22 protein-coding genes and 1 tRNA gene are annotated in these 24834 nt (G+C 71.0%); 13 read left to right on the forward strand and 10 right to left on the reverse strand.

What is annotated here, in order from left to right:
- Positions 1–59 precede the first annotated feature (59 nt).
- Positions 60–3659, reverse strand: coding sequence for a transcription-repair coupling factor (gene mfd / locus EV186_RS01060; RefSeq protein ID WP_133848672.1), 3600 nt, complete (start codon positions 3657–3659; stop codon positions 60–62).
- A 92-nt stretch (positions 3660–3751) separates the two neighbouring features.
- Here mfd and EV186_RS01065 point away from each other — a divergent pair, with 92 nt between their 5' ends.
- On the forward strand, positions 3752–4195 hold the full coding sequence (locus EV186_RS01065) for a GNAT family N-acetyltransferase (protein WP_208115443.1): 444 nt from the start codon (positions 3752–3754) through the stop codon (positions 4193–4195).
- Positions 4196–4304: 109 nt separating this feature from the next.
- On the opposite strand, the gene EV186_RS01070 is transcribed toward EV186_RS01065, so the two are convergent.
- Positions 4305–5072 (reverse strand): enoyl-CoA hydratase/isomerase family protein, encoded by a 768-nt coding sequence (locus EV186_RS01070; RefSeq protein ID WP_133847205.1) that lies wholly within the window; start codon positions 5070–5072, stop codon positions 4305–4307.
- 20 nt (positions 5073–5092) lie between these two features.
- Positions 5093–6622 (reverse strand): hypothetical protein, encoded by a 1530-nt coding sequence (locus EV186_RS01075; protein WP_133847206.1) that lies wholly within the window; start codon positions 6620–6622, stop codon positions 5093–5095.
- A gap of 34 nt (positions 6623–6656) precedes the next feature.
- On the opposite strand from EV186_RS01075, the gene EV186_RS01080 reads away from it, so the two are divergent.
- The gene (locus tag EV186_RS01080) at positions 6657–7862 is read left to right on the forward strand and encodes a PQQ-dependent sugar dehydrogenase (protein WP_133847207.1); all 1206 of its coding nucleotides are present in this window, start codon (positions 6657–6659) and stop codon (positions 7860–7862) included.
- Here the strand turns inward: EV186_RS01080 and EV186_RS01085 are convergent, their stop codons facing one another.
- Positions 7863–8075 (reverse strand): hypothetical protein, encoded by a 213-nt coding sequence (locus EV186_RS01085; protein WP_133847208.1) that lies wholly within the window; start codon positions 8073–8075, stop codon positions 7863–7865.
- A gap of 93 nt (positions 8076–8168) precedes the next feature.
- Here EV186_RS01085 and EV186_RS01090 point away from each other — a divergent pair, with 93 nt between their 5' ends.
- Both EV186_RS01090 and EV186_RS01095 read left to right on the forward strand, forming a co-directional pair.
- Positions 8169–8879, forward strand: coding sequence for a hypothetical protein (locus EV186_RS01090; RefSeq protein WP_133847209.1), 711 nt, complete (start codon positions 8169–8171; stop codon positions 8877–8879).
- Positions 8876–9238 carry a GntR family transcriptional regulator gene (locus tag EV186_RS01095; RefSeq protein ID WP_133847210.1) on the forward strand — a complete coding sequence of 121 codons (363 nt, stop codon included), beginning with the start codon at positions 8876–8878 and terminating at the stop codon, positions 9236–9238. Before EV186_RS01090 ends, EV186_RS01095 begins: the two co-directional genes overlap by 4 nt.
- Positions 9239–9241: 3 nt before the next feature.
- Here the strand turns inward: EV186_RS01095 and EV186_RS01100 are convergent, their stop codons facing one another.
- Both EV186_RS01100 and EV186_RS01105 read right to left on the reverse strand, forming a co-directional pair.
- On the reverse strand, positions 9242–9844 hold the full coding sequence (locus tag EV186_RS01100; RefSeq protein WP_133848673.1) for a TetR/AcrR family transcriptional regulator: 603 nt from the start codon (positions 9842–9844) through the stop codon (positions 9242–9244).
- 104 nt (positions 9845–9948) lie between these two features.
- Complete coding sequence (locus tag EV186_RS01105; protein WP_133847211.1) at positions 9949–10908, reverse strand: acyl-CoA desaturase; 960 nt, start codon at positions 10906–10908, stop codon at positions 9949–9951.
- Between the two features lie 266 nt (positions 10909–11174).
- On the opposite strand from EV186_RS01105, the gene EV186_RS01110 reads away from it, so the two are divergent.
- From EV186_RS01110 to EV186_RS39320, 7 genes are all read left to right on the forward strand, one after another.
- Positions 11175–11245 (forward strand) — tRNA-Gln (locus tag EV186_RS01110).
- Between the two features lie 45 nt (positions 11246–11290).
- Positions 11291–13027 (forward strand): GGDEF domain-containing protein, encoded by a 1737-nt coding sequence (locus tag EV186_RS01115; RefSeq protein WP_243753761.1) that lies wholly within the window; start codon positions 11291–11293, stop codon positions 13025–13027.
- 68 nt (positions 13028–13095) lie between these two features.
- Positions 13096–14580 (forward strand): bifunctional UDP-N-acetylglucosamine diphosphorylase/glucosamine-1-phosphate N-acetyltransferase GlmU, encoded by a 1485-nt coding sequence (gene glmU / locus EV186_RS01120; RefSeq protein ID WP_133847212.1) that lies wholly within the window; start codon positions 13096–13098, stop codon positions 14578–14580.
- Positions 14577–15557 (forward strand): ribose-phosphate diphosphokinase, encoded by a 981-nt coding sequence (locus EV186_RS01125; RefSeq protein WP_133847213.1) that lies wholly within the window; start codon positions 14577–14579, stop codon positions 15555–15557. The genes glmU and EV186_RS01125 overlap by 4 nt, the downstream gene beginning before the upstream one ends.
- 300 nt (positions 15558–15857) lie before the next feature.
- Entirely contained in the window at positions 15858–16496 is a 639-nt protein-coding gene (locus tag EV186_RS01130) for a 50S ribosomal protein L25/general stress protein Ctc (protein ID WP_133847214.1), read from the forward strand.
- Positions 16497–16596: 100 nt separating this feature from the next.
- Positions 16597–17175 carry an aminoacyl-tRNA hydrolase gene (pth, locus tag EV186_RS01135; protein ID WP_133847215.1) on the forward strand — a complete coding sequence of 193 codons (579 nt, stop codon included), beginning with the start codon at positions 16597–16599 and terminating at the stop codon, positions 17173–17175.
- 49 nt (positions 17176–17224) lie between these two features.
- Positions 17225–18079 carry a DivIVA domain-containing protein gene (locus tag EV186_RS39320; protein ID WP_208115444.1) on the forward strand — a complete coding sequence of 285 codons (855 nt, stop codon included), beginning with the start codon at positions 17225–17227 and terminating at the stop codon, positions 18077–18079.
- A gap of 55 nt (positions 18080–18134) precedes the next feature.
- On the opposite strand, the gene EV186_RS38670 is transcribed toward EV186_RS39320, so the two are convergent.
- From EV186_RS38670 to EV186_RS01150, 3 genes are all read right to left on the reverse strand, one after another.
- Positions 18135–18305 (reverse strand): hypothetical protein, encoded by a 171-nt coding sequence (locus EV186_RS38670; RefSeq protein ID WP_166658979.1) that lies wholly within the window; start codon positions 18303–18305, stop codon positions 18135–18137.
- Between the two features lie 144 nt (positions 18306–18449).
- Complete coding sequence (locus EV186_RS01145) at positions 18450–20117, reverse strand: fatty acyl-AMP ligase (protein ID WP_133847216.1); 1668 nt, start codon at positions 20115–20117, stop codon at positions 18450–18452.
- Positions 20118–20299: 182 nt separating this feature from the next.
- Complete coding sequence (locus EV186_RS01150) at positions 20300–22063, reverse strand: ABC-F family ATP-binding cassette domain-containing protein (protein ID WP_133847217.1); 1764 nt, start codon at positions 22061–22063, stop codon at positions 20300–20302.
- 241 nt (positions 22064–22304) lie between these two features.
- Here EV186_RS01150 and EV186_RS01155 point away from each other — a divergent pair, with 241 nt between their 5' ends.
- Together EV186_RS01155 and EV186_RS01160 are read left to right on the forward strand one after the other, a co-directional pair.
- Positions 22305–22775 (forward strand): hypothetical protein, encoded by a 471-nt coding sequence (locus EV186_RS01155; RefSeq protein WP_133847218.1) that lies wholly within the window; start codon positions 22305–22307, stop codon positions 22773–22775.
- Between the two features lie 309 nt (positions 22776–23084).
- Positions 23085–23546, forward strand: coding sequence for an Rv1352/Rv1906c domain-containing protein (locus EV186_RS01160; protein ID WP_133847219.1), 462 nt, complete (start codon positions 23085–23087; stop codon positions 23544–23546).
- On the opposite strand, the gene EV186_RS01165 is transcribed toward EV186_RS01160, so the two are convergent.
- The gene (locus EV186_RS01165) at positions 23543–24505 is read right to left on the reverse strand and encodes a 4-(cytidine 5'-diphospho)-2-C-methyl-D-erythritol kinase (RefSeq protein WP_133847220.1); all 963 of its coding nucleotides are present in this window, start codon (positions 24503–24505) and stop codon (positions 23543–23545) included. The two genes, EV186_RS01160 and EV186_RS01165, sit on opposite strands and share 4 nt — an antisense overlap.
- Positions 24506–24834 lie beyond the last annotated feature (329 nt).

The following is a 24834-nucleotide window of genomic DNA, read 5'->3' on the forward strand; positions in this document are numbered from 1 at the left end:
GTCACACAGACGGTACTAAGACTGCCAAGATCACACAGCCGTTCCCCCCGAATGGGGCATCAGGACACCCCGACGGACTCCATGGCCAGGCTGTCCAGCAGCTTCGCGCACCAGTCCAGCAGCGCCTCGTCCCGCAACGCGGGTGCCCCGATCCGGCCACCGGCCGCGCCCTCGGTGGGCCGCGGCACCGACACCGTGTTCGTCACGGCCTTGTGCACGGCCTTCGGGTACAGCCGCTTCAACCGGACCAGCTGCGAGTCCCGCAGGTCCAGCGGCGCGAACCGGATGTTCGACCCCTGGGTCACCACCTCGGTCACCCCGTGCCTGCGGCACGTGTGCCGGAACGCGGCCACGGCGAACAACCGCTCGACCGGCACCGGCGGCGCGCCGTAGCGGTCGGTCAGCTCTTCGCGCACCCCGGCCAGCTCGTCGCCGTCGCGCGCGGCGGCGATCTTGCGGTAGGCCTCCAGCCGCAGCCGTTCCCCGGGCACGTAGTCGTGCGGGATGTGCGCGTCCACCGGCAGGTCGACCCGGACCTCGGCCAGCTCCTCCTCGCCCTCCGGCGGTTCGGCCCCGGCGTGCTTGCGGAACGCCTCCACGGCCTCGCCGACCAGCCGCACGTACAGGTCGAACCCGACGCCCGCGATGTGCCCGGACTGCTCGGCGCCCAGGATGTTGCCCGCGCCGCGGATCTCGAGGTCCTTCATGGCCACCGCCATGCCGGCGCCCAGCTCGGTGTTCTGGGCGATGGTGGCGAGCCGGTCGTGCGCGGTCTCGGTCAGCGGCGCCTCGGGCGGGTACAGGAAGTAGGCGTAGCCGCGGTCGCGACCACGGCCGACCCGGCCACGCAGCTGGTGCAGCTGGGCCAGGCCGAGCAGGTCGCCGCGCTCGACGATCAGCGTGTTGGCGTTGGAGATGTCCAGCCCGGTCTCGACGATCGTGGTGCACACCAGCACGTCGTGCTCGCGGGCCCAGAACCCCTGGATGATCTTCTCCAGCTTGTCCTCGTTCATCTGCCCGTGCGCGGTCACGATCCGCGCCTCGGGGACCAGCTCACGCAGCCGACGGGCCGCCTTCTCGATCGACGAGACCCGGTTGTGCACGAAGAACACCTGGCCGTCGCGCAGCAGCTCACGCCGGATCGCGGCCCCCACCTGCTTCTCGTCGTAGGCGCCGACGTAGGTGAGGATCGGGTGCCGGTCCTCGGGCGGGGTCAGGATCGTCGACATCTCGCGGATGCCCGCGAGCGACATCTCCAGCGTGCGGGGGATCGGCGTCGCGGACATCGTCAGGACGTCCACGTGGGTGCGCAGCGCCTTGATGTGTTCCTTGTGCTCCACGCCGAAGCGCTGTTCCTCGTCGACGATCACCAGGCCGAGGTCCTTGTAGCGCAACCCCGTCTGCAGCAGCCGGTGCGTGCCGATCACGATGTCGACCTCGCCGCTGCCCAGCCCTTCGATCACCTTCGTCGATTCGATCGGGTCGGTGAACCGGGACAACCCCTTGACGGTGACCGGGAACGAGTGCATCCGCTCGGTGAACGTCGCCAGGTGCTGCTGTGCGAGCAGGGTCGTCGGAACGAGGACGGCCACCTGCTTGCCGTCCTGCACGGCCTTGAACGCCGCCCGCACCGCGATCTCGGTCTTGCCGTACCCGACGTCGCCGCAGATCACCCGGTCCATCGGGACGCCGCGCATCATGTCGGCCTTGACCTCGTCGATGGCGGCCATCTGGTCGATGGTCTCGGTGAACGGGAACGCGTCCTCGAGTTCGCGCTGCCACGGGGTGTCCGGGCCGAACGCGTGGCCGGGCGCGGCCTGGCGCGCCGCGTAGAGCTGCACCAGCTCGGCGGCGATCTGCTTGACCGCCTTCTTGGCCTTGGACTTGGTGTTCTTCCAGTCCGAGCCGCCGAGCTTGTTCAGCGTGGGCAGTTCGCCGCCGACGTAGCGGGAGACCTCGTCGAGCTGGTCGGTCGGCACGAAGAGGCGGTCGCCGGGCTGGCCGCGCTTGCTGGAGGCGTACTCCAGCACCAGGTACTCGCGGGTGGTCATCGACCCGCCGGTGTCCTTCGTGGTGCGTTGCACCATCTCGACGTACCGGCCGATGCCGTGCTGCTCGTGCACGACGTAGTCGCCTGCCTTGAGCGCCAAGGGATCCACGGCATTGCGCCGGCGCGAGGGCATCTTCGCCGACATGTCCTTTGTGGACGTTCCGTGCCGGCCGCCGGTCAGATCCGTCTCGGTCACCACCACGAGCGCGGCGGCGGGGACGATGAACCCGTCCTCCAACGCGGCCCGCACCACGGTGACCCGCCCGGCCGGCGGCGGCTCGGGCAGCCCGTGCTCCTCGAACACCGCGGGCACGTCGGCCTCGCCGAGCTGCTCGACCGCGCGCTTCGCGGTACCGGCGCCGGGCACGACGAGCACCGCGGCGCCGCCGGACGCGGTGTGCGCGCGCAGGTCGGTGAACGCCCGCGCCACGTCGCCGCGGTAGCTCTCCACCTGCTGGAACGCCAGCTGGACGACGTCCTCGCCGGGCGCGGTGAGCTGCGAGAGGGTCCACCACGGGTGCCCGCCGTCGCGGGCGTGCGTGGCCACCTCGGACAGGTCGCGGTACGCCGACGCACCGAGGTCGATGGGCGCCTTGCCGCCTCCGGCCGCGGCCATCCACGAGGCTTCGAGGAACTCCTGGCCGGTGCGCACCAGGTCGTGCGCGCGGGTGCGGATCTTCTCCGGGTCAGCGATCAGCACGTGCGCGCCGTCGGGCATGACGTCGGTGAGCATCTGCATCTCACCCTCGCAGAGCACGGGGATGAGCGACTCCATGCCCTCCACCGGGATGCCGTCGGCCAGCTTGACCAGCATCTCGTGCAGCTGCGCGTCGGCTTGGTGCTGCTGGGCCAGCTCCGCCGCGCGGGCCTTGACGGGCTCGGTGAGCAGCAGCTCGCGGCACGGCGGTGCGGTGAAGCCGGTGATCTCGCCCGGCAGCGAACGCTGGTCGGCGACGGCGAACGCACGGATCTCGGTGACCTCGTCGCCCCAGAACTCCACGCGGTACGGGTGCTGCGCGGTCGGCGGGAAGACGTCGAGGATGCCGCCGCGCACCGCGAACTCGCCGCGCTTCTCGACCATGTCCACGTGGGCGTAGGCCAGCTCGACCAGGCGGTGGCGCAGCTCGTCGAAGTCCTGCTCCACGCCGACCCGCAGCTCGACGGGCTCGAGCGAGCCGAGACCGGGGGCCATGGGCTGGATCAGGCTGCGCACGGTCGCGACGACCACCCGCAGCGGCCGGTCGCCGGGCTTGGCCAGCCGGTGCAGCACGTCCAGGCGCGCGCCCACGGTGTCGGCGCGTGGCGAGAGCTTCTCGTGCGGCAGCGTCTCCCAGCTCGGGAAGACCGCGACGGCCGCGGTGCCGATCAGGTCGCCGAGCGCCGTGGCCAGGTCGTCGGCCTCGCGCCCGGTTGCGGTGACGACCAGCACGGGCCGGGCCGCGCCCTGCTCGGCCGCGAGTGCCGCGACCACCAGCGGCCGCGCCGACGGCGGTCCCTCGAGCTCGAGCACCGGCGCGCCGGCGGCGTCGATCACAGGCGCGCAGGCGCCCCCGCGCAGGACGGCCTCGAGCAACCCGGCGAGCGGGGCAGGCGACACGGTGACCCCCATCTTGGGAAACACGGACACACCCCTGCCCGGGACGATTGGCCCTGGGAGGGGTTCTCGCCATCCAGCCTACGTCCACCGCGAGGATGGCAGCCATGAGGATTCGGACCGCCACCCGCGAGGACGTGCCCGCCATCGTCGCCCTGCTCGCCGACGACCCGCTCGGTGCGCAGCGCGAATCGGTGGACAACCTCGAGCCCTATTACGCGGCATTCGACCGGATCGACACCGACCCCCACCAGGTGCTCGTCGTGGCCGACCGCGACGGCGCCGTGGTGGGCACCGCGCAGCTGTCGCTGCTCGCCGGGCTGTCCCGCCGAGGTGCGGTGCGCGCGCAGATCGAGGGCGTGCGGGTGTCGTCGACCGAGCGCGGATCGGGGCTGGGCACCACGCTGATCGAGTGGGCGGTCGACGAGGCGCGGACGCGTGGCTGCGCGCTGGTGCAGCTGACCTCCGACAAGTCCCGGGTCGACGCCCACCGCTTCTACCTGCGGCTGGGTTTCGACGCCACGCACGAGGGCTTCAAGCTCATGCTCTGAGCGTGTCACTGTGTAGTTGACAATGTGCAAGCCGTGACCGGCGTGAGGCCAGTCTGCCACAGGTTCGAACCCGTGTTCGAACACGATCGGGTGATTTCACCGTCCCCGGTCAGAAGACCGGCGCCCGCTTCTCCAGAAAGGCGGCCACGCCCTCCGCGTAGTCGGCGCTGGTCACCGACGCCTCGTACAAGCTGTGCACGACCTCGTCCTCGTCGGTGAGCCCGTCGGTGATCCGCGTGACGATGGTCTTCGCGCCGCGCACGCTCACCTGCGAGCGCGACGCGATGACCTCGGCCAGCGCCCGCGCCCGCGCCGGCACCGCATCCGCCGGGTGCAGTTCGTTCACCAACCCGATCCGCAAAGCCGTTGACGCGTCGAGGATTTCGCCGGTGAAGAGGATCTGCTTGGCCCACGCCGGGCCGACGGCGTCCACCAGCTGCTTGGTCGACGGCAGCGCGAAGACGATGCCGAGCTTCGCCGGCGTGATGCCGAACCGGGCGTCGTCCGCCGCCACGCGCAGGTCGCACGCCAGCGCGATCTCGCAGCCGCCACCGACGCAGAAGCCGTTGATCGCGGCGATCGTCGGCTTGCCGAGCAACGCCAGCGCGCGGCCGGCGTCGTGCACCGCGGACTGGTAGCGGCGGGCACCGTCGGCGTCCGAACGCAACGACCGGAACTCGCTGATGTCCGCGCCCGCCGAGAAGTGCGCGCCGCCGGTCACCACGACCACGCGCACCCGCGGGTCGGCCGCGAGGTCCTGCGCGATCTCGGGAAACGCCGACCACATGGCGAAGCTCAGGGCGTTGCGCTTGTCCGGGCGGTCGATGGTCACGGTGGCCACCGCGCCGTCCACCGACACCCGCAGGTTCTCGGTCACCGGGCCAACGTAACCGGCCCTCAGCCCACCAGGGACTTGATCGCCGTCACATCGTCGGCCAAGCTCGGCCGCCGCTTCTCCAGCTCCGCGCGCACGGCCATGAACCGCTGTGCCTGCTCCTCGGCGTCGGCGAGCACGGCGGTCCGGGTCCTGGCTTCCAGCTCGACCGCGCCGGCGCGGGCCCTGCGATCGGCGACGTGGAAGTAGCCCGCGGCCACCAGCGGGATCACGGCGATCAAGGCCAGGCCCCACCCGGCGAAGCCGAGCGCGAGGAACACCACGCCCGCCGCCAGGGCCCAGTTCCGCTGCTGCTTGCGCCCGCTGCGCTGCACCTCGTACTCCGCGAGCCCGGCCACGGACTTGTCGACCGTCGCCATGTCCGGTCCGCTGCGCGTCACCACCACGGCGCCACGCCGGCCCCGCACCTTCAGCTCGGTGGGCACCGACTCGCCCGCCGTCGCGGCGAGCTGTTCCGCGGCCGCGAGCACCAGCGGCCCGGAGACGTGCACGGCCACCGCCGCCCGCTCCGGGTGCGCCTCGTCCTCGACGTCGGCGATCAGCATCGCCAGCGGCTCACCGACCGGCTCATCCCAGGTCTGCGCGCGTTCGCCGCTGTTCTCGATGATCTTGCGCAGCTCGCGCTCACGGGCCAGCAGCGGCGCCTCGGCCGGGCTGCCCTCGTCGACCAGCAGCTCCAGCGCACGCCGCGCGGTCTCGTCGGGCTCGGCCGTGCGTTCGGGCCGGTCGGCCAGCATGCCGGTGAGCCAGCTGCGCAGCACCGCGAGCCGGTCCCCCGCGTCGAGCCGCGCGCCGAGGCCGCTGCCCTGGTGCTCGTTGGGGAGCTTGCGCGCCGGCGCGTCCGGGTGCACGGCCTTGCACCAGCGGGTCACCTGCTGCTCGCGCTGGTTCTCGTCGAGGCGTGCGACGGCCGGGCCGAGCAGGCGCTGGACCGTCTGCCGGCCCGCGACCCCGTAGTGCCCGTCGGCGGCGAGCGTCCAGAGCGCGCGCTGCGCGAGCGTCACCTTCTCCCCCAGCGCACCGAACGCCGTGGTCAGCTGCTCGGCGGTCACCGCGTCGCCGCGGCCGAACTGGGCGGAGGTCAGCGCGTGGAACAACGTCGCGCGCTGGGCGTCGACGGTGGCGGCCTCGGCCAGCAACGGCGCCGCGTCGCGGCCGGCGCGCCACGCGTTCAGCGCGCGCAACGCCGGCACCAGCCAGTAGCCGTCGACGTCGGGCACGTCCTGATCGCTCGCGACCCCGACGATCACCTGCTTCGCACGCAGGCGCACCGCCGCGGCCACGTCGTACACGGCGAGCTGCAACCGCACGTCCGACATCTCCACGAACGCGTCGAACGCCTGCGTCAGGCGGTTGAGCCGCTGCTCGATCGACCCGGTGAGCTTCGACATCTGCGACTGCAGCCGGTTGACCGTGTGGCGCTGCACGGCCTGCTGGCTGGCCAGCTCGTCCTCGAGCTCGTAGATCCGCTTGGTCTGCCGGTACTCCGACAGGCCCCACAGCGGACGATCGCGGAACAAGGAGTCGCTCATGCGGGTCTGACGCGCCGCGGTCCATCCTGGATTCATGAAACGGGCGATTGCCGCGTTCGGCCTGGTGGTGACGGCCGCGCTGGTGGCGGCCTGCGATTCGGCCCCGGCCGCGGCGCCAACCACTTCCAGCACACCCCCGGTCACCACCTCGGCCCCCGAACCTGGTCCCGGCAAGGACTTCACGGTCCAGGTCGTGGCGTCCGGCCTGGAGCACGGCTGGGACGTCGGGTTCCTGCCCGGCGGCAAACTGCTGGTCACCGAGCGGCCCGGCAAGCTCGCCCTGGTCTCCCCCGGCGGCAAGGTCGACGAGGTCAAGGCCGACTTCTCCGACCTGCTCGTGGCCGGTGAGGGCGGTCTGCTCGGGTTGCTCGTCGACCCGGAGTTCGCGCGCAACCGGCAGTTCGTCACCTGCCAGGACCACCAGGAAGGCGGCCGGGCCGTCGACATCCGGCTGGTGGTGTGGAAGCTCGCCGCCGACGAGAAGTCCGCCACCAAGGTGCGCGATCTGCTGACCGGGCTCCCGGTCAACCCGTCGGGCCGCCACTCCGGCTGCCGTCCGCTGCTGGCGAAGGACGGTTCGCTGCTCGTCGGCACCGGCGACACCGCTCAGGCGGCGATCGCCCAGGACAAGACCCAGCTCGGCGGCAAGGTGCTGCGGCTCGACCTGCGCACCGGCGGGCCGGTCAAGGACAACCCGTTCGTGGCCGACCCGAACCCCAAGACGCGGCTGGTCTACAACTACGGCCACCGCAACGTGCAGGGCATCGCGCTGCGACCGGGCACCGACCAGGTCTTCACCGCCGAGCACGGCCCGGACAAGAACGACGAGGTCAACATCGTCGAGGCCGGCAAGAACTACGGCTGGGACCCCTCGCGTGGCGGCACCATGGGTGGCTACGACGAGAACACGCCGATGACCGACCTGCAGCGCTTCCCGGACGCCGTCCCCGCCCTGTGGGAGTCGGGCGCGACGACCGAGGCGATCTGCGGCGCCGCCTTCCTGACCGGCAAGCAGTGGGGCCCGATGGAAGGCACGCTGGTGATCACCGCGCTCAAGGGCGCGAAACTGTTGCTGCTCAAGCTGAACGACGCGGGCACCAAAGTCGAGTCGGTGACCATCCCGCCGCAGTTCCAGGACAAGTACGGACGCCTGCGAGCGGCGCGAACGGGCCCGGACGGCGCGCTCTACGTCACCACGTCGAACGGCACGGACGACAAGGTCCTGCGGATCACGCCCTGATCAGCGGCTGCGTGGCGAGACGAGCCCGGCGATCGCGAACCCGATCGCCGCGACGGCCGCCACCGCGGCGATGATCGGCAACACGGGAATGCGGGGCACGCCGTCGCTGAACTGCCAGATCACGCCGACCAGGATCAGCACGCCGGCGAGCAGGCTCAGGTAGCAGCTGGCTCGGGTCGTGGGGACGAAGGTCCAGCGGCTGGTGCTGTTCATGTCGCCTCCTCGGAGATCCACTTCCCGGATCCCCGCCCGAAGCGCCGGTGAAACGGCTATCTTGTACCAAGCGTTTGGTACAAGGAGGTCGCGATGCACGACGTGCTGCTCACCGCCGGGCTCACGACGGCGTTCGGCCTGTACCTGTTCGTGCTGCTCTGGCCCGACCGCAGGAGGTCGCTGAAACTCCTGCACCGCTGGGGTGTCCGCCAACCCACCGAGGCCGACGTCACCGAGGCGCAGACCTACCTCAAGCGCCGCCGCTACTGGTACCCGGTGCTGTTCCTCGGGCTGCCGTTCGTCACGGGCCCGCTGCACGTGTTGCCCGACGAGAACCCGGGCACCGGGATCATCGCGACGCTGGTCGGCGGCGGGTTGCTGGCCGAACTGCTCGCGCAGCGCAGGCCCAGGCACACCCACCGCGAGGCGGTGCTGGCCCGGCGCGTGGTGACCGATCTCGTGCCGTGGTGGGCGCTCGCGGTGTTCGCCGCCACCGCGGTGGCCGCGGTCGTGCGGCTCTCGGCGCGGCACGTGTGGGCCGACCTCGGCGTGGCCGGGGCTGCGGTGCTGGCCACCGGCCTGATCGTCGTGCTGGCCATGCGCAGGCCCGTGTCCGGGACCATCGAGGTCGATCTGGCGTTGCGGCTGCGCAGCGCCCGGGTCGCCACCGCGCTCGGCATCGTGGTCGCCGCCGCGCAGACGGACCTGCCTGCCGGGCCGTGGTCGTGGCTCGGCACTGCTCTCGCGCTCGCGGTGGCGTGGTCGGTGGTGGCGCCGCTGAAGCGGGTCCCGGTGCCCGCGTGACCCCGCGGGTCGTCGTCGACACGGCAAGCCCGGTGCCACCGTGGCAGCAGCTGACCGAGCAGCTGTCGCACCTGATCGGGGCCGGAACCCTCGCCGCGGGCTCGAAGCTGCCCCCGATCCGGCAGCTGGCACGCGATCTCGGGCTCGCCCCCGGCACGGTCGCGCGCAGCTACCGCGAACTGGAGTCGGCCGGCTGGGTGACGACCGCGGGGACGAAGGGAACCGTTGTGGCGCACCGGGTTCCGGCGGATCCGTGGGTCATGTTGGAGCAGGCCGCCGCGCAGTACGCCGACACCGCACGCCGCCTCGGCTACGACGCCGACACGGCGGCCGCCGCCGTCAAAGCCGTGTGGGGTTGATGCCTACTGCGGGACGTCGCGTAGTTCGGGCTTGCTCTCCAGGTGGGACAAGCCGTTCCACACCAGGTTGACCAGGTGCGCGGCCACGTCCTCGCGGCGCGGCTTGCCCACCTCCAGCCACCACTGCCCGGTGAACGCGACCATCCCGACCAGCGCCTGGCTGTACAGCGCGGCCAGCTTCGGCTCGAAGCCGCTGCGGGTGAACTGGGTGCCGAGGATGTCCTCGACCTGGCTCGCGATGTCGTTGAGCAGGCTGGAGAACGTGCCCGTCGCCTGCGGAACCGGCGACTCGCGGACCATGATCCGGAAGCCGTCGCGGTAGTTCTCCACGTAGTCGAGCAGCGAACCCGCGGCGCGTTCCAGCAGGATCCGCGGGTGCGCCTCCTCGGCCAGCGCTGAGGTGATCGCGTGCAGCAGGAACTGCATCTCGCGGTCGACCACGACCGCGTAGATGCCTTCCTTGCCGCCGAAGTGCTCGTAGACCACCGGCTTGGACACCATGGCGCGGTGGGCGATCTCCTCGACCGACGCGCCGTCGTAGCCCTTCTCCGCGAACAGCGACCGGGCGACGTCGAGCAGTTGCTCACGCCGCTCGGCGCCGGTCATCCGCACGCGCCGAGCCGCGCGCCTGCCCTCCGCTGGAGGGGCGGGCTTGGTCTTGGGCCGCCCCCGCCGCCGCACTGCCGCCATCCGGACACACTAGGCCGTCCCTACGACACCTTTTGGACCGCGAGCTTCGCCAGGCGCGCCTCGGTCGGCCAGCGCACGTCACGGGCCCAGCCGAACTTCTCGAACATCCAGATCAGGCGGGCCGACGTGTCGATCTGGCCGCGCTGCACGCCGTGACGCGCGCAGGTCGGGTCGGCGTGGTGCAGGTTGTGCCACGACTCGCCGAAGGACAGGATCGCCAGCGGCCAGAAGTTGGCCGCCTTGTCGCGGCTGGCGAACGGGCGCTCGCCGATCATGTGGCAGATCGAGTTGGTCGACCACGTCACGTGGTGCAGGATCGCGACCCGCACGAGCCCGGCCCAGAAGAACGCGGTCAGCGCACCCCACCACGACCAGGTAATGAGCCCGCCGAGCAGCGCAGGCAGCAGGAACGTGCCGATCGTGGTCAGCCAGAAGAGCTTGTTCACCCGCACGATGTCGGGGTCGGCGAGCAGGTCGGGCGCGAAGCGCTGCTTGTTGGTGACACCGCGGTCGAACAGCCAGCCCATGTGCGCGTGCCAGAAGCCCTTGGCCAGCGCGGCCGGCCCGGTGCCGAACAGCCACGGCGAGTGCGGGTCGCCCTCCTTGTCGGAGAACGCGTGGTGGCGCCGGTGGTCGGCCACCCAGATGATCACCGGGCCCTGCACCGCCATGCTGCCCATGACCGCGAGCACGACCTTGAGGGGCCGGTTGGCCTTGAACGAGCCGTGGGTGAACAGGCGGTGGTAGCCGATCGTCACGCCGAGGCCGCTGAGGTAGAAGAAGAAGATCGCCAGCCCGACGTCCAGCCAGCCCAGGCCCCAGCCCCACAACAGCGGGACGGCGGCGATCAGGGCGGCGAACGGGATCAGCGTGAAGATGTAGACCAGGGACGCCTGCCAGAAGTTGCGGCGCCCTTCCAAGATGGGCTTGGGCCCCGCCGGCGGCGAGTTCTGGGCACCTCTGTCCAGTGTCGTCGTCATGCAACCACCTTAGGTATGCCTTCCCTACGGGACCGTAACTTACGGAATCGTAAGTACCCCGGTATTCGGCGCGCTAGTCCTTGCGGACCGGCGTCACTTGTGGCTACGGCGTGTCGTGCCTCCCGGGCGTGTCGGACGGGTACCCGTCTGTGACCCTCCTAACACCCGTTCGGACGCGCCCAGGGCAAATAGGGACGGTATTGATGCCTACTCCCGCGGCCTCGTGCCACGATGTCGGAGCGCACGAGCGGACCAACCGCTCGCGGTCCGCCGTGGTGTAAAGGCAGCACCTTGGATTTTGGTTCCAATGGTCCAGGTTCGAATCCTGGCGGCGGAGCGGATCGACCTGTTGCGATCCCCGATGGGAGGCTTGGTTCCCGAGGTGGACAGCGATGTGAGCGCGACCGGTCTCGCCGAGACCGCGGATCAGCTCGCCCCGCGCCGCGCGGGTCTTGACGAGAAGTCCGACGCGTGGCTCGTCGGCCGGGCGCGCGAGCTGGTCGCGATCACCCAGACCCCCGGCTCCGCCGACGACCAGGCCAAGTACGTCACCGAGGTCGACGCCCTGCTCGCCGAGGCGCGCCACCGCGGTGAACCGCGGATGGTCGCGCAGCTGCTGCGCTCCGCGGTCGCCGTCCGGGTGCAGATCCGGGACGAGACGCAGGGCTGCGGCGCACTCGTCGAGGAGCTGCTCGCGCACACCCGCAGGCACGGGATCGTCCTGCTGCAGGCCGATGCGCACGCGTTGTCCGGGCGGATGCTGCTCGCCGACGGCGCCGAGGACGACGCGCTCACCGAGGCCGCGGTCGCCCTGGCGATGCTCGACGAGGACCTCGCCCCCGACCTGACGCTGGGCCGGCGGACCTGGGACCTGCTGCACGCCAACACGTTGATGGACATCGGGCTCGTGCTCACCCAGCTCGGCATCTACGAGACCGCCGACCAGGTGATGACCAAGGCGCACCGCTACATCCGCTCCAGCGCCAACCCGCACATGATCTCCGTGCACCTGATCAACCGCGCCCGGATGCTGCTCGGCTGGGGCCTTCGCCTCGAGCGCATCGGCGACGAAGCGGCCGCCGCGCAACGCTTCGCCACGGCCGCGGCCATCGCGGTCGCGCTGGAACCACCGTTCCGCGACTCGCTGTTCCCGCACAGCGGCGAGGTCGCCGCCGCCGACCAGGTGCCGGCGATCGGTGCCGCGCACGCGTTCGCCAACCCGTGCGCGGCCCACCTCGACCGGCTGCGCGCGCTCACCGAACGCACCCGCCACCCGCTCGAAGCCGTCGTCGTGGCCATCGCCCGGGCGCGGTGCCTGGAGGCCGACGGCCGGACGAGTGAGGCGGTCGACGTGCTCGCCGAAGCGCGGGCACGGCTCGACGACGACCCGGCGGGTGGGGGCGCGGAACCGACGATGCGGGTCGGGCTGATCCGCGAGTTCGCCCGCCTGTCGGGTCCAGACGGGGGCGAGCGAACCACGAGCGCGCTCGAGCTGTACGCGACCGAACTCGAACTGCAGCTCTGGGACATGCGGGAGTCGCGGATCGCCCAGCTGACCACGCGGCGCGAGCACGAGCGGCTGACCCGCAAGCACGGCACGATCGCGCGCCAGGCGTTGCAGGACCCGCTGACCGGCCTGCCCAACCGGCGCGCGCTCGACGAACGGCTCGACGCGCTGTCGTCGTCGCCGAACAACCTCCCCCTCGCCGTCGGGCTCGTCGACCTGGACGGGTTCAAGGGCGTGAACGACCGCATGTCGCACGCCGAGGGCGACGACGTGCTGCGGGTCGTGGCCAGCACCTTGCGCGACGCGTTGCGCGGCAGCGACATGGTGGCCCGCTACGGCGGCGACGAGTTCATCGTGCTGCTGCCCGGCGCGCCCCTGCACGCGGCCGAGGCGGCGCTCGGCCGGGCCGCCGCGTCGGTGGCGAACCTGCCCAACGACCTCTCGCACGGTGTGACGTTGTCGATCGGCGTCGTCGCCCTGCGTCCCCAGGAGACCGCGGCGCGTGCGCTCGCCCGTGCGGACGCGGCGATGTACCAGGCAAAACGCAACGGCGGCAACGCGGTGGTCGCCAGCGATGCCGGTGACGCGGCCCCGGTCACCGATTTGGCCTAGCTAGGATCGGGTTCCGGCCAGGGGTCGGAAACACCCGATCCGAAGCACGACAGCCAGGGAGAGCGCGCATGCGCGGAGGTGGCGGCGGAATCAGCACGATCGTGCTCGCCGCGGGCGAAGGGACCCGGATGCGGTCGCGGACCCCCAAGGTCCTGCACCGGGTCGCGGGCCGGTCGCTGGTGGAGCACGCGGTGCGCGCCGCGGCCGGGGTCGACCCGGAGTTCCTGCTGGTGGTGATCGGGCACGGCCGCGACGCGGTCGCCGAGCACCTGGCGGGTGTCGCCGCCGAGCTGGACCGGCCGGTGCTGACCGCGGTGCAGGAGCAGCAGAACGGCACCGGGCACGCCGTGTCGTGCGCGCTGGAAGCGCTGCCCGAGAAGCTCGCCGGCACCGTCGTGGTCACCTACGGCGACGCGCCGCTGCTGGACACCGCGACCCTCGAAGGCCTGCTCGCCGAGCACGAGTCGGCGGGCAACGCGGTCACCGTGCTCACCGCGCACCTGACCGACCCGACCGGCTACGGCCGGATCGTCCGCGACGCCGACGGCGCGGTCCGCGCGATCGTCGAGCAGAAGGACGCCGACGCGCAGCAGCAGGCGATCACGGAGATCAACTCCGGCGTCTACGCCTTCGACGCGGCGGTCCTCGTCGACGGGCTGTCCCGGATCTCCACCGACAACGCGCAGGGCGAGCTGTACCTGACCGACGTGCTCGGCATCGCCCGCGGCGACGGCAAGCGGGTCGGCGCGCTCGCGGCCGGCGACCCCTGGCTGGTCGAGGGCGTGAACGACCGGGTGCAGCTGGCCAAGGTCGGCGCGGAGTTCAACCGCAGGCTGGTCGAGCGGTGGATGCGCGCGGGCGTCACCGTGATCGACCCGGCCAGCACCTGGCTGGACGCGGGGGTCGAGCTGGCGCGTGACGTGCTGATCGAGCCGGGCGTGCAACTGCGTGGCAAGACCAAGGTCGCCGAGGGCGCGACCGTCGGTCCCGACTCGACGCTCACCGACGTCACGATCGGCGAAGGCGCCACGGTCTGCCGCACCCACGGGTCCGGCGCGCGGATCGGGCCGGGCGCGACCGTCGGCCCGTTCGCCTACCTGCGGCCGGGCACCAAGCTCGGCGAGGCGGGCAAGATCGGCACCTTCGTGGAGACCAAGAACGCCGAGATCGGCGCGGGCTCCAAGGTGCCGCACCTGTCCTACGTCGGCGACGCCACCATCGGCGAGCACAGCAACATCGGCGCCGCGAGCGTGTTCGTCAACTACGACGGCGTGCACAAGAACCACACCGTGGTCGGCTCGCACGTGCGCATGGGCTCGGACAACATGTACATCGCACCGGTCACCGTGGGCGACGGCGCCTACAGCGGTGCGAGCACCGTGGTGATGAACGACGTCCCGCCGGGCGCGCTCGCCGTGTCCGCGGGCGGCAAGCAGCGCACCATTGAGGGGTGGGTGGCGCGCAAGCGGCCGGGCACGGCCGCCGCGCAGGCCGCAGAACAAGCGCTGAAGGACACCGACGACGCTGCCGACGCGGAAGGCCCGAATCGATGAGCCCCAAGTCCGGGACGCCCAAGAAGAACCTGATGCTGTTCTCCGGTCGCGCACACCCGGAACTGGCCGAAGAGGTGGCCAAGCACCTCAACGTGACGATCACCCCGCAGTCGGCCTACGACTTCGCCAACGGCGAGATCTTCGTCCGGTTCGAGGAGTCGGTGCGCGGCTGCGACGCGTTCGTCATCCAGAGCCACTGCGCGCCCATCAACCAGTGGCTGATGGAGCAGCTGATCATGGTGGACGCGCTCAAGCGGGCGTCGGCCAAGCGGATCACGGTGATCGTGCCGTTCTACCCGTACGCGCGGCAGGACAAGAAGCACAAGGGCCGCGAACCGATCTCGGCCCGGCTGGTCGCCGACCTGTTCAAGACCGCGGGTGCCGACCGGATCATGACCGTCGACCTGCACACCGCGCAGATCCAGGGCTTCTTCGACGGCCCGGTGGACCACTTGTTCGGCCAGAACCTCCTTGCCCGCTACGTCAAGGAGAACTACCACGACGTCAACATCACCGTGGTCTCCCCCGACGCCGGCCGCACCAAGCTGGCCGAGAAGTGGGCCGACGACCTCGGCGGCACGCCGATCGCCTTCATCCACAAGACCCGCGACCCGTTGCGCCCCAACGAGGTCGTGGCCAACCGGGTGGTCGGCGAGGTGAAGGGCCGGCTGTGCGTGGTGATCGACGACATGGTCGACACCGGCGGCACGATTTCCAAGGCGGTCAAGCAACTGCTGGACGAGGGCGCCCAGGACGTCGTGCTGGCGGCCACGCACGGCGTGCTGTCCAACGAGGCCCCGGCTCGGCTGGCCGAGTGCGGCGCCAAGGAGGTCATCTTCACCAACACGCTGCCGATCCCGGACGACAAGCGCTTCGGCCACATGACCGTGCTGTCGATCGCCCCGCTGCTGGCCCAAGCCATCCAGCAGGTCTTCGAGGACGGCTCCGTCACCAGCCTGTTCGACGGCGACGCGTAGTTTTGGCGCTCTCTGCGTTCGCGCGGGCCTCGGCCCCTTCATGGCCTGCCTGGCCGATGCCGTTCGGGGTTGGTTTGGTGGTTCACCACGGGGCTGAGCGCGAGCGTCAACCCCCTGTGCAGCTCGAATAACCGGGCACGTAGACTACTTAGGTTGCCTCGGCGAGGCGGGCACAGCGCCTGGCGTTATCGACGCGGCGGCTTCAGAGCCGTCGGTTGACGCCCTTACGCGTCCCGCTGCCGCAGGCCGCCGCCACCGGAGAAAGCACCACTGCAGGCCCATCGCAAGGAGAGCATCACCGTGTCCGAGGTCCGTCTTGCCGCCGAGTCGCGCACCGAGTTCGGCAAGGGTGCCGCCCGTCGTACCCGTCGCGCCGGCAAGATCCCCGCGGTGCTCTACGGCCACGGTTCCGACCCGAAGCACCTGGCTCTGCCGGCGCTCGAGTTCGCCCGCGTGATCCGTGAGCACGGCCAGAACGCCGTCCTGACCCTCAACGTCGACGCCGCTGACAGTGAGCTGGCGCTGACCAAGACGGTCACCACCCACCCCATCAAGAACTACATCGAGCACGTCGACCTGCTGCTCGTCCGCCGCGGCGAGAAGGTCAGCGTCGAGGTGCCCGTGGTCCTGACCGGCGAGGCCCAGCCCGGCACGCTGGTCACCCAGGAACTCTCCACCGTGCTGGTGGAGGTCGAGGCGCTGCACATCCCGGAGCAGTTCGAGCTGTCCCTCACCGGTGCCACCGCAGGCACCTCGTGGAACGCGGGCCAGATCGAGCTGCCGGCTGGCGCGGTCATGGTCACCGACCCCGACGCCCTGGTCGTCGCGGTGAACGAGGCGCCCAGCGCCGCGCAGATGGAGGCCGAGATCGACACCGAGGGTGCGGGTGTCGTCGAGGACGCCCCGCAGACCGAGGAGCCCGCAGGCGCCGACGCCTGACGGACAGCCTGACGTCACTGACCACGGCGCCCCGCCCCCGGTATGTCCGGGGCGGGGCGTCGTCGTTTGCCAGGAGAGTCGTTTGCCAGGAGGAACACCGATGGACGCCGATCAGCCGACGCTCGTCGTGGGCCTTGGCAACCCCGGGCCCCGCTACGAAGGCAACCGCCACAACATCGGCTTCCTCGTGGCCGACGAGCTCGCCGCGCGAATGGGCGGCAAGTTCAAGGCGCACAAGGGCGGCGCCGACGTCCTCGAGGGTCGCCTGGGCGGTCACCGGGTCGCGCTGGCCAAGCCGCGCGGCTACATGAACACCTCCGGTGGCCCGGTGTCGGGCACCGCGAAGTTCTACAAGGTGGCGCCCGAGGACATCGTGGTCATCCACGACGAGCTGGACCTGCCGTTCAGCACCGTGCGGCTCAAGCGCGGCGGCGGCGAGAACGGCCACAACGGGCTGCGTTCGATCACCAAGTCGCTCGGCACCCGCGACTACCAGCGGGTGCGCTTCGGCATCGGCCGCCCGCCGGGCCGGATGGACCCCGCCGACTTCGTGCTCAAGGACTTCTCCTCGGTCGAACGCAAAGAGTTGGCATTCGCGATCGACCGCTGCGCGGACGCGGTGGAAGCGCTGGTCACACAGGGTCTGGAGATCGCCCAGAACACCTATCACGCTGGGTGATCCGTTCGTCGTGTTCCCGTCGTCGGGGGTACCCCGTTAGGATTTGTCCGTGCCTCTGACGCCAGACGACGTGCAGGACGTGCGGTTCGACCACGCGCCCCTGGGCAAGCGCGGCTACAACGAGGACGAGGTCGACGACTTCCTGGACCAGGTCGAGCTGGCCCTGCGTGGCCAGATGAAGATGACCGCCCAGACCGTCCGTGAGGTCGAGTTCGACCAGGGCGGCCTCGTCCGCCGCGGCTACGACGAGCAGCAGGTCGACGAGTTCCTCGAGGCGGTCATCGTCCAGCTCGAGGGTGGCGAGCCCAACTACGTGGTGCGGCGCGCCAACGCGCACACCCGCACCAGCGGTCGCGGCGGCCTGATCAACGGCAACCACAACGGGGCCGACATCATCGAGGCGTTGGCGGCCGTCGACGAGCGCAGGACCGCCGACCTGACCGACACGATCGAGATCACTCCGAACGGCAACAGCGGGCGCCTCGTCGGCACCCTGCATGAGGCCGGCACGGGGCACGAAGCCCGCACCGGGCACGAGGCCGGCACCGAGCACGTCAACGGCCACAGCGGCAGCCACCGCAACGGTCGGTCGATGGCAGTGTCCGCCGCTCCGGTGCCGGCACCCCGGCCCCAGGTGGCGCCGCCGCCCGCGCCGGAGCCCGACCCGAACTCGGTGCCGCTCCCGCCCGCGGGGCCCGGCCTGCACGGCTACCGTCAGCGCGACGTGCAGCGGATGGCTGAATGCGTGCGGGCGGCGATCCGCTCCCCGCACGGCCCGACGTCCGAGGACATCGCCCGGATGCGCCTGGAACGGGTCACGGACGGCGAAAAGGGCTTCGACCCGTTCCTGGTCGAAGCCCTTCGCGATGCCTGGGTCGCCGAACTGCGGCGGCAAGGCCGGTAGTAGGCGGTCCTGACCCGGGTCGCGGGCGACCCCCATCGCCCGCGACCCGCACTGGTCATGACGCGTGCCGCGGCCGCGGGATCGCCCGCGATACGTGGCTGTGCGATGCGCGCTTCGAGAACCAGCTCCGGTGCTGGTGCTCCGCGTGCCAGGCCCGGTCGGTGTCGGTGACATTCGCGTACCGGGCGTCGATGGCCGCGCGCACGGACTCGGTCGTCCACTCCATGTGACTCACCTTTTCTTCTCTTCTGTCGGTGAGTCATACAGTCGTCCTGAGCAGGGGCCGCCGGCATCGGAAGGTCACGCACGACCAGCCGTACGACCCCTTACCCAGGGCTGAGACGATCCTGAAAAGACCTTAGTAAGGGGTCTACTCGGGGGCCCTGAGGTGCTCCGCGAGCTGCGCACCGGCCGCGGCCCGCCGCACCTTGCCCGACGGCGTCTTGGGCAGTGTGCCGGGCGGCAGCACGGCCACCGCGGACGGCCGGGCGTTGACCGACTCGAAGACCCGCGCGGCGACCTGCTTGCGCAGGGTCTTCTCCGCGGCCTCGTCCCCGGCCAGCTTCGATTCGACCACGACGGCGAACCGCTCACGCTTGCTGCCCGCGTCCAACCGGACCGCGACCGCGTTGCCCGCGCGCACGCCCTCGACCTCGGCGGCGGCCTGCTCGATGTCGGTCGGGTAGATGTTGCGCCCGGCGAGGATGATCACGTCCTTGGCCCGGCCGCAGATCACGACCTGCCCACCGGTCAGGTAGCCGATGTCCCCTGTGGACAGCCAGCCGTCCGCGTCCTGAGTGGACAGTGGACCGTCGACGGTCAGGTACTTCTTGGTGACCGACTCGCCGCGGATCTGGATCTCGCCGGTTTCCCTTTCGCCACGCGGGTTTCCGTCTTCGTCCACGATGCGCACGTCGAAGCCCGGCAGCGGCGGACCGAGCAGCGCGAACGACCGCACGCCCGGCCCGGGACCATCGGCCGGCTCGGCGATCCTGTGCTCCTCCAACGGTTCCGCCTGCACGTAGTCCAGGTTGAGCCCGGTGAACAGCGGCGCGAACGAGATCGCCAGCGTGCCTTCGGCCATGCCGTACGCGGGGAACACGCATTCCGCGGGCATGCCGAAGCGCGCCCCGGCGTCGGTGAACGCCTTGACCGCCTTCTCGTCGATCGGCTCGGCGCCGTTGAGCGCAAGGCGCAGCGTCGAGAGGTCGTAGGCATTGTCGTCGTCGACGCCGGCGAGCCGGCGGCCCAGCAGCGCGTAGGCGAAGTTGGGCGCGGCGGTGATCGTGCCGCGGTGGCGGCTGATCAGGTCGGCCCAGAGCAACGGCCCGGACAGGAAGTCGACCGGGGTGACCTTGACCAGCTCGATCCCGAACGCCATCGGCACGGTGAAGAACCCGACCATGCCCATGTCGTGGAACATCGGCAGCCACGACACCATGATGTCGTTCTCGGTGTCGAGCTCGGCGGTCTGCGCCATGGCCGTCACGTTGGCGTACAGGTTGCCGTGGGAGATGACGACGGCCTTCGGGTCGGCCGTCGAGCCGCTGGTCAGCTGCAGCAGCGCCGGCGCCTCCTCGTCGACCTCGACCGGCTCGGCCAGCGGCTCGGCACCCGCCAGGTCCTTCATCTGGCGGTAGCGGATGCCGTTCTCCTCCAGCACCGGGGCGAGCTGGTCGAACGGCGCGCCCAGCAGCACCAGCTTCGAGTCGATCATGGCGAGCGTGCGCAGCGTGTCCTGCGCCCAGTGCCCGAGATCGGTGCGTGGGGTGGGCTGGTGCAGCATCGTCACGCTGCCACCCGCGAGCCACACCGCCTGCACGGCGGGCCCGATCTCGGCCGGCTCCGCGGCCAGCACCGCCACCGCGTCGTGGCGGGCGAGGCCACCGGCGACCAGGGATCCGGCCAGCTCACGGGCGGTCTCGTGGACCTCGGCCCAGGTGCGGCGCATGGGGTTCTTGGGCTCACCCGTGGTGACGCCCGTGCGCTGGCCGCCGTTTCGTGCGGTGGCCAGCATTGTCTCGACGAACCGACTCATAGGGCACACCTTACGAGAGCAAGGATTGCCGCTCCCCGGGTTCCGCCGCTTTGCCCGAGCTCGCCCGGTTCCGAGCCGCGCTCCACCCGTACGATCACATTTACTACGAAATCATAGTATTCGAAATCGTAGTGTATTGATCGATAAAACTCGTCCGCGTAGGGTCGCGATCCACCCGGGCGCTACTCGGCGCGCTCGGCGGCTTCCAGCCAGCTCGCCTCGACCTCGTCCTTGTCGGCCACCACCGCACGCAGTTCCGCGTCGAGTTCCAGCAGCCGCTCGGGGTTGGTCGCCGCCAGCGCCAGCGCCTCGTGCAACTCCTTCTCGCGCTTGCTCAACGACTCCAGCCGGCGCTCCAGGCGGGCCAGTTCCTTCTGCGCCGCACGGCGTTCGGTCGCGTTGGACACCGTCTTGGGTTGCGCCGGCCCGGTCGCCGGCGCCGCACGCTGCTCGTCGCGGCGGCGCAGGTACTCCTCGATCCCGCCCGGCAGGTTGCGCACCTTGCCGTCGCCCATCAACGCGACCACGGTGTCGCAGACGCGTTCCACCAGGTACCGGTCGTGCGAGACGACGACGAGGGTGCCCGGCCACGCGTCGAGCAGGTCCTCGAGCTGTTGCAGCGTGTCGATGTCCAGGTCGTTGGTCGGCTCGTCGAGCAGCAGCACGTTGGGCTCGCTCATCAGCAGCCGCGCCAGCTGCAACCGGCGCCGCTCACCACCGGACAGGTCGCCGATCGGCGTCCACTGCCGGTTGCCCGGGAAGCCGAAGCGCTCGGCCAACGACGAGGCGGTCAGCTCGAGCTTGCCGAGCGTCACCCGCCGCGCCACCTCCTCCACGGCCTCCAGCACCCGCAGGGCCGGGTCGAGGTCGTGCAACTCCTGCGTGAGGTGCGCGAGCCGGACGGTCTTGCCCTCGACACGGTGACCGCCATCGGGTTCGAGGTCACCCGCGAGCAGCCGCAGCAACGTGGTCTTGCCCGAACCGTTCACGCCGACGAGCCCGATCCGGTCGCCGGGGCCGACCCGCCACGTGACGTGGTCGAGCAGCGCGCGCTCGCCCAGGTGCAGCGAGACGTCCTCCAGCTCCAGCACCGTGCGGCCGAGGCGGCGCTTGGCGAAGCTCAGCAGCTCGACGGTGTCGCGGGGCGCGGGCACGTCGGCGATCAGCGCCTCGGCCGCCTCGATCCGGTAGCGGGGCTTGGACGTGCGGGCCGGGGCGCCGCGGCGCAGCCAGGCCAGCTCCTTGCGGGCGAGGTTGCGCCGGCGCTCCTCCAACGTCTCGGCCAGACGCGCGCGCTCGGCGCGGGCGAAGACCCAGTCGGCGTAGCCACCCTCGTACTGCTCGACCCGCCCGCCGGTGACCTCCCACGTGCGGCCGCAGACCGTGTCGAGGAACCAGCGGTCGTGGGTGACGACCACCAGGGCCGTGCGCCGGGCGAGCAGGTGCTCGGCGAGCCAGCGCACGCCCTCGACGTCGAGGTGGTTGGTCGGCTCGTCCAGCACGAGCAGGTCGAGTTCCTGGATCAGCGCCGCGGCCAGCGCGACCCGGCGCCGCTCCCCGCCGGACATGGACGAGGTCGACGCGTCGAGGCCGTAGCCGGTGAGCCCGAGCCCGTCGAGCACGCCGCGCACGCGGGAGTCCGAGGCCCACTCATGGTCGGCCTCGTGCCCCAGCGGGTCGATGACGACCTGGCGCACGGTGGCGCCCTCGGCCAGCTCGGTGCGCTGGGTGACCACGGCCATCCGCAGGTCCCGCGCCCGGCTGACCCGCCCGTCGTCGGGTGGTTCGAGCCCGGCGAGCACCTCCAGCAGCGTGGTCTTGCCGCCGCCGTTGAGGCCCACCACCCCGATCCGGTCCCCCTCGGCGACGCCGAGCGAGACCCCGTCCAGCAGCGGCCGGATCCCGTAGGACTTGCTGACCGACTCCAGGTTGACCAGGTTGGCCATCTACCAGCGCTTTCCTCTTGGTGGTGCAGGACGGTTCGGCTGCCAGCCTATGCGGCAGCGAGTTGGTCGCTTCCCGCAACGTCGCGGGACGAGGCGTCAGGCCGCATCCGGCGCCCGCTGGTAAGTGACGCCTTGTGGACAACCCCAAGACAACCGGGGTAGCGCTCCCGCCGAGTTGTAACCCTCGGTCGATCGAAGCCGACGAGGCGAACACCATGGCGTACCCGGAGGGGACAAGACGATGAGCCAGCAGCCACTAGACGCGAACCCACAAGCGATGAACCTCCAGGCCCCGCCGGGCAAGAGAGGCTGGTACATCGGCGCAGGGATCGCCGTCGTGCTCATCGCTGCGGTTGTGACCGTGGTGCTGGTCCTCACATCGTCGAACAGCTATGACCTGAAAGGGAGCATTACGATCTTCGGTTCGGTGCAGAGCGCGGCGATGGACGGCCACTGCCACGGGATGGACGGCTACGACGACATCGACACAGGTGCGCAGGTAAACGTCTACAACCGCTCAGGCGACCTGGTGGCCACCGGCGAACTCGGCGCGGGTAAATCGGTGACCGGGGAAAGCCTGGAGTGCACGTTCCCGTTCACGGTGCCGAACGTCCCCAGTGGGACGGTCCAGCTTGAGATATCGCATCGTGGGCGGTCGACCGTCACCGAGGACGAGGGAAGGGGCGGCCGGCTCGCGTTGACGCTGAAGTAGACAAGGTTGGCGTGTTGGTCAGTCGGCGTCGCGTCGGTCATCGATCGCACTGGGCGCTGAAAATGGCTGGCCGGGCCGCCCTGTATCGCCTTACAGTCGCCGCGACGAGAGGTTGGCGGGCCGGAGTCCGGTCGGTTACCACTGCGGATGGAGAGGTCGCGGGTTCGAATCCCGCCGCACCGGCGCGAGCCGAGGCGTAGCTCAGTTCGGTAGAGCGCTTGTCCGGTCGGCGATCACATGCCTGCCAGCCTCGTTCTTTCTTCGTTTGGCGGGTAGTGATCGCGGACTCGACGTGCGAAGGTTGCTCGCGTGAAACGACGGGATGCGCTCGCGCTGGTCACCCTCGTGGTGCTGGCCGGCGGGCTTGCGGTGGGTGCGACCTACGCGGCCCGGGCGGCGGGCAACGACGCAGGCAGCGCCCCGGTGACGATCACCTCCGTGCTCACCGAGACGGTCACCACCACCATGCCCGCGTCGCCGTCGGCGCCGGTCACCGAGACCATCACCCAGACCGTGACGAAGACGCCCAACCGCGGCGCGCCCGCGACCAAGTTCGGCAACGGCACCTTCGAGGTCGGCTTCGACGTGGCGTCCGGCCGCTACCACACGGGCGGACCGGCGCAAGGCGTGCGCTCCGGGTGCGTCTGGAAGCGGACCCAGCCCGGCGGTGGCGTGATCGCGCAAGGCACGGCGTTCGGCCCGCTCACGATCAACACCCACGACGGCGAGTTGATGACGGCCACCGGATGCCAGCAGTGGGTGCGTAGTTAAGCGTGGACTTCGGGCGGGGTCGGTCGCGGGCTCTCGTCGTTGACCACGCGTGCGCCCGGCACCGGGCCGTGCGCGACCCGGACCGTCCGGCAGACCCCGGCCCCGGCCAGCTCGGCGGCCACGCGTAGCGCGTCTTCGCCGCTCTCGCACAGGAACGCGCACGTCGGGCCCGAGCCGGACACCGTCCCGGCCAGCGCACCCGCCTGCACGCCGGCGCGCAGCGTCCGCCGCAGCGTGGGTCGCAGGGAGACGGCGGCCGGTTGCAAGTCGTTGCCGAGCAGCAGGGCGAGCTGGCGGGGATCGCCGGAGGCCAGCGCTTCGAGCACCGGCTCCACCGCGCCGACCGCGGGTGGTTCGCCGTCGGCGCGCAGGCGGTCCAGCTCGGCGTACACCTTGGGCGTGGAGAGCCCGCGCCGGTCGAAAGCGAGCACCCAGTGGAACGTGTGCCGCGAGAGCACCGGCACCAGCTGCTCGCCGCGCCCGGTGCCCAGCGCGACGCCGCCGTGGAGCACGAACGGCACGTCGCTGCCGATCTTCGCGGCCAGCACGGCCAGCTCGTCGCGGCCGATCTCCAGCCGCCACAGGCTGGCCAGCCCGACCAGGGTCGCCGCGGCGTCCGCGCTGCCACCGGCCATGCCACCGGCGACGGGGATGCCCTTGCGAATCACCACGCGGACCTTGAGCTCGCTGATGTCGCGCCCGGCGTAGCGGGCGAGTTCCTCGACCGCGCGCCAGGCCAGGTTGCTCGCGCCGGTCGGCACCGTGCCCGCGCCCTCGCCGTGCACCTCGACGCCGGGCTCGTCCGCGACCGCGACGGTGACCTCGTCGGTCAGCGACAGCGACTGGAACACCGTGGCCAGGTCGTGGTAGCCATCGGCACGCCGGTCGCCCACCGCCAGGTGCAGGTTCACCTTGGACGGCACGCGGACGGTGACCGGAGGCGGTACGACGGCGAGCACACCCTCAGCCTACGGCCACCCGGCAACCGCCAGATCGCAGGTATTCCACGGCTTGACCACGCTTCGCGGCCAAGCGGGCACGCGCAGCTCAAGCCGTGCGTGACTGGCCCGCACCGGAATCTCCGCCGGACCGAGCCGCAAGCATCGCAGGCGATCCGCGGGAGCATCACCGCAAACCAGGCGCTACCAGCACGCCCCGACCGCCGATTCGCCTCGCGCGCGCGACGGCAGCCCCCACCCTCCCGGGGGCACCCCTTGAAACCAGTCTATCGAGGTCAAAGGGGGTGTGGGGGTCGCCGGCCGGATCTGTGGACAACCGGGCGCCTGTG

This window comes from Labedaea rhizosphaerae, from assembly GCF_004362825.1.
GTDB classification, from domain to species: Bacteria; Actinomycetota; Actinomycetes; order Mycobacteriales; family Pseudonocardiaceae; genus Labedaea; species Labedaea rhizosphaerae.